Origin of the sequence: Natrinema hispanicum, from assembly GCF_900111485.1 — an archaeon.
In the GTDB taxonomy this organism is placed as follows: Archaea; Halobacteriota; Halobacteria; order Halobacteriales; family Natrialbaceae; genus Natrinema; species Natrinema hispanicum_A.
This window is the reverse complement of the sequence record NZ_FOIC01000012.1, coordinates 86,116-97,363: the sequence shown is the minus strand read 5'-3', so window position 1 is coordinate 97,363 and position 11,248 is coordinate 86,116. Positions and strand designations below refer to the sequence as shown.

The 11,248-nt window shown below is 64.9% G+C and carries 12 protein-coding genes and 1 tRNA gene; 8 read left to right on the top strand and 5 right to left on the bottom strand.

Annotation, left to right across the window (positions count from 1 at the left end; genetic code table 11):
• On the top strand, positions 1 to 296 hold a 296-nt coding region (locus tag BSG09_RS12405), incomplete at its 5' end, for a transposase (protein ID WP_139246213.1).
• 34 nt (positions 297 to 330) lie between these two features.
• On the opposite strand, the gene pspAB is transcribed toward BSG09_RS12405, so the two are convergent.
• Entirely contained in the window at positions 331 to 936 is a 606-nt protein-coding gene (gene pspAB, locus BSG09_RS12400) for a PspA-associated protein PspAB (RefSeq protein ID WP_092933562.1), read from the bottom strand.
• Positions 937 to 960: 24 nt separating this feature from the next.
• Entirely contained in the window at positions 961 to 1,848 is an 888-nt protein-coding gene (gene htpX / locus BSG09_RS12395) for a zinc metalloprotease HtpX (protein ID WP_092933560.1), read from the bottom strand.
• A 265-nt stretch (positions 1,849 to 2,113) separates the two neighbouring features.
• On the opposite strand from htpX, the gene BSG09_RS12390 reads away from it, so the two are divergent.
• The 3 genes from BSG09_RS12390 to BSG09_RS12380 all read left to right on the top strand — a co-directional run bounded on the left by BSG09_RS12390 (position 2,114) and on the right by BSG09_RS12380 (position 5,449).
• On the top strand, positions 2,114 to 3,238 hold the full coding sequence (locus BSG09_RS12390; protein ID WP_092933558.1) for a 60S ribosomal export protein NMD3: 1,125 nt from the start codon (positions 2,114 to 2,116) through the stop codon (positions 3,236 to 3,238).
• Positions 3,231 to 4,403 (top strand): class I SAM-dependent methyltransferase, encoded by a 1,173-nt coding sequence (locus BSG09_RS12385; protein WP_092933556.1) that lies wholly within the window; start codon positions 3,231 to 3,233, stop codon positions 4,401 to 4,403. Before BSG09_RS12390 ends, BSG09_RS12385 begins: the two co-directional genes overlap by 8 nt.
• Positions 4,404 to 4,639: 236 nt before the next feature.
• Complete coding sequence (locus BSG09_RS12380) at positions 4,640 to 5,449, top strand: helix-turn-helix transcriptional regulator (protein WP_092933554.1); 810 nt, start codon at positions 4,640 to 4,642, stop codon at positions 5,447 to 5,449.
• A gap of 217 nt (positions 5,450 to 5,666) precedes the next feature.
• On the opposite strand, the gene BSG09_RS12375 is transcribed toward BSG09_RS12380, so the two are convergent.
• Positions 5,667 to 7,499: a helicase C-terminal domain-containing protein gene (locus BSG09_RS12375; protein ID WP_092933552.1), complete on the bottom strand. Its 1,833-nt coding sequence runs from the start codon at positions 7,497 to 7,499 to the stop codon at positions 5,667 to 5,669.
• 202 nt (positions 7,500 to 7,701) lie between these two features.
• On the opposite strand from BSG09_RS12375, the gene BSG09_RS12370 reads away from it, so the two are divergent.
• Positions 7,702 to 7,790 (top strand) — tRNA-Gly (locus BSG09_RS12370).
• Positions 7,791 to 7,903: 113 nt separating this feature from the next.
• Here BSG09_RS12370 and BSG09_RS12365 read toward each other — a convergent pair.
• Positions 7,904 to 8,149, bottom strand: a complete 246-nt coding sequence (locus BSG09_RS12365) for a DUF7561 family protein (RefSeq protein ID WP_092933550.1) — start codon at positions 8,147 to 8,149, stop codon at positions 7,904 to 7,906.
• Positions 8,150 to 8,262: 113 nt separating this feature from the next.
• Between BSG09_RS12365 and BSG09_RS12360 the strand changes: the two genes are divergently transcribed.
• Genes BSG09_RS12360 through BSG09_RS12350 form a run of 3 tightly spaced genes read left to right on the top strand, consistent with a single transcriptional unit; the run spans position 8,263 to position 10,961 of the window.
• On the top strand, positions 8,263 to 9,243 hold the full coding sequence (locus BSG09_RS12360; protein ID WP_092933548.1) for a YkgJ family cysteine cluster protein: 981 nt from the start codon (positions 8,263 to 8,265) through the stop codon (positions 9,241 to 9,243).
• Between the two features lie 30 nt (positions 9,244 to 9,273).
• A complete protein-coding gene (locus BSG09_RS12355) occupies positions 9,274 to 10,227 on the top strand; it encodes an NAD(P)H-binding protein (RefSeq protein ID WP_092933546.1) in 954 nt (317 codons plus the stop codon).
• Entirely contained in the window at positions 10,224 to 10,961 is a 738-nt protein-coding gene (locus BSG09_RS12350; protein ID WP_092933544.1) for a DUF7530 family protein, read from the top strand. The genes BSG09_RS12355 and BSG09_RS12350 overlap by 4 nt, the downstream gene beginning before the upstream one ends.
• Here the strand turns inward: BSG09_RS12350 and BSG09_RS20205 are convergent.
• Positions 10,958 to 11,131: a DUF5786 family protein gene (locus tag BSG09_RS20205; protein WP_223174715.1), complete on the bottom strand. Its 174-nt coding sequence runs from the start codon at positions 11,129 to 11,131 to the stop codon at positions 10,958 to 10,960. The two genes, BSG09_RS12350 and BSG09_RS20205, sit on opposite strands and share 4 nt — an antisense overlap.
• Positions 11,132 to 11,248: the final 117 nt, after the last annotated feature.

Here is an 11,248-nt window from a genome sequence, read left to right as displayed (position 1 = left end):
ATCTGCGGTCGCTTGCTGCTGACAAAGGCTATGACAAGCAACAACTCCGAGAACGACTGCGTGAACTCGACATCCGCCCGCTGATCAAACACCGGATCTTCGCGCCGTACGATCACGCACACAACGCCCGCATTGACGACGATCGGTACGCTCAGCGGTCAATGGCCGAAACCGTCAACTCAGCTGTCAAGCGCTCGCTCGGCTACGCCGTGCGAGCGCGTACCTGGTATCGAGAGTTCCGTGAAATCGCCTTGATGTGTGTCGTCTATAACATCAAGCAGGCCATCAAACAGTGAAATCCAACGCCGTATGGCGATTCAACATAGCCGATCACTCCCAGGGATGGGTTCCGCCCTCGCTGGGCCAGAGCGGATACCAGTACTCCTTTTCGCGCTCGAGTTCGAGTTCGCCGTCTAGGGCTGACTCGAGAGAAAACTCCGCGCTCTGGTCGCGCTCGCGGCCGGATCGTGGGACGAACGGATAGAAGCGGCCGCGTCGGAAGGAGTAGATCCAGTAGGCGGGGCCATCGCGGTTGCTGTACGCGAACACCGCTGCGAGCAACCGCGAGCCGTAGCCGTGTTCGATGAACGTATCGGCGGCGAAGTGAAGACTTGTAATCAGGTCTTCCGGATCGTCGTCCGCAAGGACGACCCAGTGGTAGCCGTGCTCGTCCGACGTGACCGAGAAGTCGGTGCCCGTCTCTTCCTGCCCGGCTTCGAGAATCGCCTCGACCTCGTCGACGGCGTCTCGAAAGTCGGCCGAGTCGACGCCAGAAAAGCAGAGTGCGCCGACGTCGAGTGACTCGTAGCCCAGGTCGGCCTCCATCGTAACGTAGGCGGTGCTCATCCCGAAGAGGTCATCGGGGTCGGCGTCGCGTCCGGCGTCGGTCTCGGCGCGCATCCCGAGGACGGCGCGGAGCCCATCCAGCAGTCCCATAGGTTCTGTGAGCGGTGCGATCCCTTAGAAGGTCTGCATTTCGCGCTCGAGGTCGCGGAGCTGTTCGACACGCCGTTCGGTCGACGGATGCGTGCTGAAGAGTCGGCCGATGACACCGGACTTGATCGGAATGATGAAGAAGGCGTTCATTTCGGCTTCTTCGCGCAGGTCCTCTTTCGGAACCTTGTCCATCTGGCCCGAAATCTTCAGCAACGCGGAGGCAAGCGCGGAGGGGTTGCCGGTGATCGCGGCTGCGCCGCGGTCGGCAGCGAACTCGCGATATCGCGAAAGCGCCCGGATCAACAGATAGCTGATGATCCAGACGACCAGCGAGACGAGGATCGCGACCACGATACCGCCGCCACCACCTTCGCGGCCGCGGCCGTGTCCGCCGCCGAAAAAGGCCCCCCAGCGGACCATCATGAACGCGATCGTCGAGAGAAAGGAGGCGATCGTCATCACCATCATGTCGCGGTTCTTGACGTGAGAGAGTTCGTGTGCGAGGACGCCGTCGAGTTCGTCCCGCTCGAGTGTGTGCATCAGCCCGGTCGTCACGCAGACGGCCGCGTTGCGCTGGTTGCGTCCGGTCGCGAAGGCGTTGGGGACGCTCGAGTCGACGACCGCCACCTTTGGCTTCGGGAGGTCAGCCTGCTGGGAAAGTCGTTCGATCGAGCCGTGCAGTTGTGGATACTCCTCGCGCGAGACGGTCTTCGCGCCCATACTCTTCAGCGTGAGCGTGTCGCTGAAGTAGTACTGGACCAGCGAGAAGCCACCGAACAGCAGCGCGAAGAAGAACAGTCCGCCGCCGACGTAGGCGGTAATCACGCCGGCGAAGACGATGTATAGCGCAAACAGCAGGAACATCGTCACGAACATCCGAAATCGCAGTCCCCAGTCCGCCTGCCAGTTCATATCGATAAGTATGGGCCGCGACGGAATAAGCATCACCACCGACCGATAGCCCCTGCCCGTCTTCGACTACCGAGTGAACCCCTTCGTTTCGGATGGAAACCGTGTGACTGAGTTACGTCTGACACAATCGAATCGGCGGCCCGTCTGACAGGTGTCTGCCGCGTTCGCCGACCCGATCGATGTCGGCTCGAGCAGACGAGCAATGCGAACGACCGCAACCAGTCGGAACGCGGCTCTTAACTCGCTGAGATTCCAAACGAGGCTAATGAGTGAGTCGCGTGCGTTCTGCCCCCGATGTGGGGATGCGGTACCCGAGCGATCGGCGAGCGACGCGAACGATCCGTTGCGGCCCGGTGCAGAAGTCGAACTCTGTGATTCGTGTTATTTCGAGGACTTCGACTTCGTCGACGCGCCGGACCGGATCGACGTTCGCGTCTGTTCGCGGTGTGGGGCGGTCTATCGCGGGAATCGCTGGGTCGACGTCGGTGCCGAAGACTACACCGACATCGCCATCGAGGAAGTGAGTCAGGCGCTTGCCGTCCACGTCGACGTCGAAGACGTCGCCTGGCAGATCGACCCCGAACAGGTCGACCAGAACACGATCCGGATGCACTGTTATTTCACTGGCGTCGTTCGCGGGACACCGGTCGACGAACAGGTGACGGTCCCGGTCAAGATCGCCCGCCAGACCTGTACCCGGTGTGGACGGATCGCCGGCGACTACTACGCCAGCATCGTCCAGATCCGTGCCGAGGATCGCACCCCGACGAGCGACGAGATGGATCGGGCAAAGGAGATCGCGAATCAGACCGTCGCGGACATGGAAGCCACGGGCGACCGCAACGCCTTCGTCACCGAGGTCGGCGAAACCGACGACGGACTCAACATCAAGGTCTCGACCAACAAGATCGGCAAGAAGATCTCGAACAAGATGATCGAGGAGTTCGGCGGCACCGTCAACGACGCCGAAACCCTCGTCACGGAAGACGAGGACGGCAACGAGGTCTATCGGGTTACGTTCGCCGTCCGCCTGCCGCCATACACGCCCGGCGACATCATCGACCTCGCCGACGATGACGGCGGCCCCGTCCTCGTCCGCAGCGCTCGCGGCAACCTCAAAGGCATTCGCGTGACGACCGGCGAGCGCTACGAGGCGAGCTACGAAGAAGGCAACTCGCCGGCGGCACGCAAACTCGGCGACCTCGAGGACGCGGCCGAGGCCACGGTCGTCACCGTCGAAGACGACAACGCCGTACAGGTACTCGATCCCGAGACCTTTCAGGCGAAGACCGTCGCACGGCCGGACTACTTCGATCCCGACGCCGAGACGGTGCCCGTGTTGAAGAGCCGAGCCGGGCTGCACATCTTGCCCGACGAGCGCGATGACTGAAGACGCGGACGACCAGCCGGCAGCCGGGGACGCTCACGACCTCGAGCCCGCAGCCGACGCCATCCTCGAGCGGGCGGCGGCCGACGCCCCGCTGGCCGCGATCGTCGACAAACCCCGGACGGAGACGGCCATCGAGTCGCTGCGTGCCGAGGGCGTCTACGACGAGTCACGGCGCGTCTGCGAGGACGGCCCCGAGAGGGTCGCCCTGCCCGTCACGGAGCCACCGACGGAGACGGAGATCCGTGAGGTCGTCCGACAGCTCGAGCCCGAACCCCGGAATCCCGATCTCGAGGACCTGCTGGCCGACCGGGGCTGGAGCGACGACGACCTCGAGGCAGCGCCGGGCTCGTGGGCGGTAATTGGCTCGGTGATCATCGTAACCATCCCAGCGGACTGTCCCGACGAGACGGCGGTCGGCGAGGCCTTACTCGAACTCCACGGCGAGGCCGACAGCGTGCTGGCCGACGCGGGGATCGCAAACGACGGCACAGCGGGCACCTACCGCGAGCCTCGAACCCGGTTGCTCGCCGGGAGCAGCGACACGGAGACGATTCACACCGAGCACGGCACCCAGTACGGCCTCGATCCGACGAAGGTAATGTTCTCGCCGGGGAATCAGGCCGAGCGCGCTCGGATGGGCGACCTCGTCGACGACGGCGAGCGTGTCTTCGATATGTTCGCCGGGATCGGCTACTTCACGCTGCCGATAGCGCGGGCCGGCGCGCAGGTTACTGCGACCGAACGCAACCCGACGGCGTTTCGCTACCTGCTCGAGAACGCCATGCTCAACGATGTCAGCGACCGGATCGATGCCTACATGACCGACTGTCGCGACCTCGCCAGCGACCTCGATGTCGATCGGGTCATCATGGGCTACTACGGCAGTTCGGACGACTCGAGCGACGATACTGACGAAGGAGAGCACGGCACGCGAACTGAGGAAGCACACGAGTTCCTCCCCGATGCGCTCGACGCGCTTTCTCCCGGCGGCGTCGTCCACTACCACGAAGCGACACCGGAATCACGGCTCTGGGACCGCCCGCTTGCTCGCCTCGAGCGGGCCGCCGATGCGGCCGGCCGCGACCTCGCAGTGCTCGAGAAACGGCGAGTGAAAAGCCACAGCGCGGGTGTCGCACACGTCGTCGTCGACGCCCGGTTCGACTGAGACGGCGAGACACGGCGTGGTCGAGACGCTGGCCGGCCACCGGTCGTGACATTGATACTTGCGGGGCCGTAGTCGTCGACTATGGACAAGAATCAGGTCATCGCGCTCGTCTTCGCGTTCCTCATGGTGTCCTCGATGGTGGCATGGGGCGCGACAGCCATCTTCTAGGCGCTGGATCGTGACAGCCACCTGTCAATCGTAAGTATTTACTGTTGACTGATCAGTCTGACAACTAGATGACCGACGAGCCAGCACGTGCGCTTCGCTATCTCTCCGGCTCGACCGTCCGGCCCACGATTCTCGAGCGGCTCGTCGACGGGACCGCCCAGCCGGCCGAGCTGGTCTCGGTTGCCAACGTCTCCCGGACGACCGTCCACCGGACGCTCTCCGAACTGGTCAAACGCGACTGGGTTCGGCGGGTCGACGGCGGGTACGAAGCGACCGCGATCGGCGAGCTGGCACTGCAAACGTACGAGCGCGCACATAACCGACTCCAAACGCTCGAGCGACTCGAGCCGTTCTGTGCTCACGCCGAAGACACAGCCGCTGAACTCGACCTCGAGTGGCTGTGCGGGGCGCGGCTGGCGACGCCAACCGAAACGAACCCGCAGTATCCACTCGAGTGGTACGGCGACCGGCTCGCGGCCCTCGAGCCGGCCGGCAAGCGCACGCGGCTGCGTGTCACCACACCAGTGCTCACCCGACAACTGCTGGCTGTCCACGAGCCGATCGCCGACGCGGGAACGCCAACGGAATTCGTCGTCGACGAGGCGGCCCTGCGAGCCGTCGCAAGGCAGTCGCTCGATCAGTTACGCGCGTCGCTCGAGGACGACGCGTTCGAACTGTACGTCGCGTCGGAATCGCCGTCGCTGGGAATTACGCTCGGCGAAGAGTGGACGCTCCTGCGTGCGTACGACAACAGCCGTCTCGTCGCCGTCATCGGGAGTACGAACGGGCGGCTTCGCGAGTGGGCAGCCAATCGATACAGTCGACTTCGGGATGACACACGGCAGGTGACCGACGAAACGCTCGGATCCCTGCCCTGACGGTCACGAGAACGTCATACCACGCCGTCGCTCACGCTCGGCGGTCGTCGGGCAGGTCGCCCGCAACTGCCGAACTGTTACACACCGTGCAACATGTTACGCGAGACAGATAATTGGGCGCTGGCCATCTCGACCCAACCGGCGGCAGCGACGGTGGACCGGGGTCGAGGTCATGCCTATTCGTCCACGACGGGACTGGTCCACCGCGAATCGGCCGTCACTCGTCGGTATCCCAGACATCCGCCAGCGGGCTGGAGCGGGATGATCGCCGCGACCGCCGCGATCGCGACGAGGTGCTACTGTTATCACCGGCGTCCGTCTCACTGGCGCGGCTCGAGCGCGATGTCCTCTCCGATCGTGCTGTCCTCGTCGCGCCGCCGAGGGCCGCCTGCGGATCGAATGCCGGCAGGTCCGGCTGTTCCATGCGATCGACCTGCGCTGTGAACCACTCGGGCATGTCCGTCCGCGCGCGCTCGAACAGATCTACCAGACTCGAGTCCGCGAGATACGTCGCGCCGTAGTCGTCCGGGGCGCGAACGACGCGACCACAGGCCTGAATGACCGTTCGCAGCGTCGTCCGGTAGTACCACGCCCACTGTCCCTCCTCGAGCCGGTGGGCGACGCGTGAGTCGCCGGTGTTGAGGAAGGGGGCCTTACAGAGCACCTGCCAGCGACAGAGCTCGCCTTTCAGATCGAGTGCTTCCTCCATCTTCACCGAGAGGAAGACATCGGGCTCGTCGCTGGCCTTCCAGGCTTCGAGGGCAGCGTCGCGACCGTCGCGGTCGTGGGTGCGGATTCGATCACCGACGCCGAAATCGGCCAGCAGGTCGGCAAGGCGCTCCTGAATGTCGTAGGAGTGGGCGTGGATCAACCCCTTCTCGTCGGGGTGGTGGGCCATTAGTCGGACGATCGTCCGGGCGATCTTCGGCGTCGTCTCGTCGCGGTGCTCGTAGGTCATCTTCCCCTGTGTCACGTCGTACAGCGGCCGATTTTCGACGGGGAAGGTGTGTTCGACATCGACCAGCGCGACCCGGTCGGGCTCGAGGCCGACCTGCCGACAGAACGCGGCCTTGTTGAGAATCGTCGCCGACAGGAGCGCGAACTTGTTGCCCCGATCCCAGACGGTGTGCTGGAGGTACTTTTCGGGGTTCATCGGTTTGATCGTCAGCGGGCCACCTGCAGGGTCGTCGGCGTCGGCGCTGGTGTCGCGAGCGTTCGGCTGGGACTGGTCGACCAGCCACGTCGTCGGACTTTGCGGATCGCGGTAATCAGAGACGAACCACTCGAGTTCGCCAATGAGCTCCTGTAAGCGGTCGCGTTCGCGCACGTCGGCAGGCGAGAGCGTCTCCTGGGCGAGCAGTTCGTCTTTCCGGCGTTCGCAGGTACCCACGAGATTGTCGGCGTAGCGGGCAGCACGTTCGACGGAGTCGACCGCCGGGACGCGAAGCTCGTCCCAGAAGGGCACGGTTCGTGGCCCCAGTTGGATCGTCGCGTACATCTCGGCCCATTCGGCGAGACCGTGGGCTTCGTCGACGACGACGACGTCGCGTTTGCGGAACACCTCGCTACCGGCGGTCTGCATGAAGTAGGCCAGCGTCATCGCCGCGATCTCGCGGTTCGATGCGATCGCCCGATCGGAGAAGTACGGACACCGATGCTTGACGGCACAATCGTACCCCCGTTCGCGCACGCAGGGGGCCTGATTGACCGGCGTGTCGCGTTCGTCCGGCAGGATGCAGGTGTAGTTCGATTTGCCGCGGATGACGTTGAGGTCGGCCAGCAACTCGTCGGCTGCCACGTCGTCTAACTGAGACACCTGCGGCGTCGTGTAGTAGGCCCCCGTGGCGTCGCTGGGGTCGCCTTCGTCGGCTCGCCGGGCACAGCCAGCGACGGCGCGAGCGAGCAGGGACTTGCCGCTGCCCGTCGGTGCGCGAACGAGCACGACGTCGTTGCCAGCCGCGAAGGCGTCGCGAATGTCACGCAGCGCCTGCTTTTGTGCCCCGCGATAACTCGGCGCGGGAAACGCATCGAAGAGCCGCTCGGGATTCACCGTTCGTCTCACGGCGCGGCCACGTCCTAAAAGCTGCGAACCGTCGCGCCCGTTGTGAATCCGCCGTGGCAGGCCGGTCGCTCATCGTCGGTGAAACCGGCGGCTACCCATCGGTATCAGCCACCTACGGACCAGACGTGGCCGCCGTCAGGGCGGTAATCAGCCGATTACAAATACGGAACCCGGTGTTGCACTGATCTGTGGAAGGGTCGCTCAGCGGTAGAGCACCGCGGTGCCACCTGGCTCCGCGGCGGCACTTTGCCCCGTGGCGTTCAAATCCCACCCCTTCCGCTTGCGGTCATGGTTCCCCGTGGTTGTGGCTGCGTGCTGCGGTCGCAAGACGACACGCTCTGACGCAGTGTCGCGGTGCAGTACCGACCGGCTCCCGACTCCTGTCATGTTTTTCATTCCGGGCCGAGTTGCGAGGTCTCGTCGTCGACCTGTTCGAGTCGCTCGACGTCCGCGGCCGTCGGGTAGTCGGGCAGTGCCTCGAGACACGGATAACACAGTAGATGCGACGTGCCGTCCTCGAGGTCCAGCGTGATCGCAGTCCCAACGGTGCCGGCATCAGTCCCAAACGACCAGAGGTTGGCGATCCCACCCGAAATCGTGACCGTGCGGCCACAGCCGTCACAGGAGGCTTTCGACATACCTGTGTGTGGGTGTCGAACGATGAAAGCCGTTCGCCTGTCGCTGGGACGGCTGTGTTCGTGTGGCGAGAGCCCGCACAGCGGTTATACGATCCAGCGGTGTAGCGCCGCATATGGAGGTGAACTGTGAAGGCTGTGCGGGCTGTTGTCTGGATTGGCAGGGACTGCTCGAGGACGAAGCGGGCGCTCGAGACGCTGTCGATGACCACCGGCGGCATGAGGTGTTCGAGGACGAAACCCCGGCCGACTCGTCCCGGGAGCCACTCGACGACGACCCCACCTTCGTCCCACTGACCCGCGACGAGGTACGGGCGTTTCTCGAGGCCGGGATGGGCGCGGCGCTGACCCCGCGATTCTGGCACGCCCGCGGCGAGCGCGAGGAATCACGTTCCTCGGACTCCTCGAGCGGAGAGGCTCCGCGACCCGGTGTCGAGATCGACGGCCACACAGTTGCAGCCGTCGCAGGTCGGCCAGTCTTTTTCATTGGCCTTCGGAAGCCGCCGAAGCCGGTGGCCCCGTTCGATCGCGACGAGCCGGCGTGGCTGCCGACCTGTGTCTTTCTCGATCCGACGACGCTGCAGTGTCGGATCCACGAGGACGACCTGTTTCCCGACGAGTGTGGCGCGTATCCAGAACACACTCTCGCGCTCGCACAGGAGACCGAATGCGAGCGCGTCGAGTCGGCCTTCGGCGGCGACCGACTGCTCGACGCCGACCACGACGATCCCGACGGCCTCCTGCTGGGGTCGCAGGCGATCGGAGCGAAGCTGTTCTGTCATCCGCGACCGGCCGCCCTTGAGGGAGTCGTCGAGCGGGCCACAGCGGGTGACCTCACCCGCCGGGACCGCGCCGAGACCATCGCTGTCGCCGCTGCCTCGAGTCCGGGAACGCTTGCGATTTCCGACTTTCACTACGAGCAGGCAAAAGAGCGGATGCTCGAGGAGGCCACAACGGACTCGTGGGTCGGGCCGGCGATCCGCGACTGGGATGAGCGCTGCCGGGCGGCCGGCGAGGCGGTGCCGTCGCCGACCGTCGCCGACGCCGTCGAACGCGAGCGGGGCGCGCCCGAAACGCCAGGCTGGGACGTCGAGTGACGTTAAGAGCGTTCGCTCCGTACTGATCGTATGCGCGTACTTGTAACTGGAGCGACCGGATTCGTGGGTCGGCGGCTCGTGGCCGCACTCCTCGCGGAGACGACCCACGACGTGACGGTCCTCGTGAGAGACGCCGCGAGCTACGACCCGCCGGCCGGCGTCACCGTCGTCGAAGGGGACGTCCTCGAGCCGGGGAGCTTCGAGGCGGCAGTGGCAGACGCTGACGTCGCCTACTATCTGATCCACGCGATGGGGGCCAGCGGGGACTTCGCCGAGCGGGATCGGCGCGCCGCACGGAACTTCGAACGGGCCGCAAGCGAGGCCGGGGTAGAGCGCGTGATCTATGTAAGCGGGCTCGGCAGCGAGGGCGACGCGCTCTCGAGTCACCTCGCCTCGCGCCGGGAGGTCGAAACGCTGCTGCGGGCGGGCAGCGCCGACGTCACCGTTCTCAGGGCGGCGATCATCATCGGCGACGGCAGCGCGAGTTTCCGGCTGATATACCAGCTCGCGACGCGGCTCCCGGTGATGATCACCCCACAGTGGGTCGATACCGACTGCCAGCCGATCGCGATCGACGATGTGATCGCGTACTGTCTGGCGGTGCTCGAGCGACCGGAGACGGCCGGCGAAACGTACGAAATCGGTGGGCCGGACGTGCTCACCTACCGCGAGATGTTACTCCAGACAGCCGAAATCGCGACCGGTCGCCGCCCGCTGATCATCTCCGTGCCGGTCCTGAGTCCGCAACTCTCGTCACACTGGGTCGGCCTCGTCACCGACGTTCCCAAGGAGGTCGCATACCCGTTGATCGAGGGCGTGCGCAATCGCGTCGTCGTCACGGACGACCGCCTCGAGCGGCTCGTCGAAATCGAGTCGACGCCATTTGCGGTGGCGGTCCGGCGCGCAGTTGGGGTCGAGTCGAACAGTGCCGAGGCGGTCGGCCGCGCCGAGACGGCAGCGCCGACGGAGCGGGGCCGGAAATGACGGAGTCACTGGAGTACGGTGAGACGTGGGTCTACGAAAGCCTTCTCGGGACGGTTCCCGGCGTGCGTGTCTCGAGTCGAGCGGCGATCGGACTCCAGTTTCTCGGCTTCGAGGCGGCGATCCTCACCGTCGCAGCGATCTACGACCTCTGGGGGGCGGTCGTCCCCGGCACGATCGCCGTCGTCGTCGCGACGGTCGGGAGCTGGCTCATGCTGCGGTTCAGCCGGGCCGTCCGCGAGCTGCCGACGCCGACGGCGTACCGGCGGTTGCTGTTCGGCTCGAGTATCGACGTCGTCCTCGGCGTGATGGCGTTCGTCGCGCTCGTCACCTATCTGTTCGTCGTCGATCCACAGGGGAGCGAAGCTGGGTCACCACTCCTGGTCGAACTCTTCGGGGTCGACCCGCCGGCGCTTGCGATCGGCCTCGCGTTGCTCGTCCTCTGGGACGTGGTGTATCGGATTGGAACCTGCTGGTGGGCGAGCGTCGTTGGACTGTGGCGGGCACTCACCTACGGGTTCGAACCGGAACCGACGCGGGCGTACCAGCGCATCGATGCGATCAACATCGGCTTCGCGGCGGTGCAGTTGCTCTTGGTGCCACTCGTCGCGGATCGTATGGTGTTACTCGTCGCGGTCGTGGGTCACGTCGTCGCCGTTGCGGTCGTCGCGACGCTCTCGATTACGATTCAGGGACGGCGAAAAACGATGACTGCAGTGTCTGTCGATCACCGCTAGTTCGATTTGATCTGCTCGAACGTATCGAGCAAGTCTTCGGCGGAGTCGCCGGCATCGTACTTGACCTCACCGTGGTAGATCGTCCGCTCGTCGTCGAAGTCCGTATCGACCGTCGAGGCCTGCTTTTCGCGACGCTCGTGCTCGTCTTCGTCATAGGCACCCATTGACATGGTAAGTATACGCATAGTACGGCAGACGCGACTATTAATGTAACGGTCGTTCATACCCGGCCGTACCTCACGCCGATTGGGCCGGAAGCGAGTTGCTCGAGTGTGAGTGCTCGAGCG

What these genes read in the sequence shown, in the direction of transcription:
- pspAB (WP_092933562.1), bottom strand. Translation starts at nt 936, where the DNA reads ATGGGACTGCTGGATGGGCTCCGCGCCGTCCTCGGGATGCGCGCCGAG.
- htpX (WP_092933560.1), bottom strand. Translation starts at nt 1,848, where the DNA reads ATGAACTGGCAGGCGGACTGGGGACTGCGATTTCGGATGTTCGTGACG.
- BSG09_RS12390 (WP_092933558.1), top strand. Translation starts at nt 2,114, where the DNA reads ATGAGTGAGTCGCGTGCGTTCTGCCCCCGATGTGGGGATGCGGTACCC.
- BSG09_RS12385 (WP_092933556.1), top strand. Translation starts at nt 3,231, where the DNA reads ATGACTGAAGACGCGGACGACCAGCCGGCAGCCGGGGACGCTCACGAC.
- BSG09_RS12380 (WP_092933554.1), top strand. Translation starts at nt 4,640, where the DNA reads ATGACCGACGAGCCAGCACGTGCGCTTCGCTATCTCTCCGGCTCGACC.
- BSG09_RS12365 (WP_092933550.1), bottom strand. Translation starts at nt 8,149, where the DNA reads ATGTCGAAAGCCTCCTGTGACGGCTGTGGCCGCACGGTCACGATTTCG.
- BSG09_RS12360 (WP_092933548.1), top strand. Translation starts at nt 8,263, where the DNA reads ATGGAGGTGAACTGTGAAGGCTGTGCGGGCTGTTGTCTGGATTGGCAG.
- BSG09_RS12355 (WP_092933546.1), top strand. Translation starts at nt 9,274, where the DNA reads ATGCGCGTACTTGTAACTGGAGCGACCGGATTCGTGGGTCGGCGGCTC.
- BSG09_RS12350 (WP_092933544.1), top strand. Translation starts at nt 10,224, where the DNA reads ATGACGGAGTCACTGGAGTACGGTGAGACGTGGGTCTACGAAAGCCTT.
- BSG09_RS20205 (WP_223174715.1), bottom strand. Translation starts at nt 11,131, where the DNA reads ATGTCAATGGGTGCCTATGACGAAGACGAGCACGAGCGTCGCGAAAAG.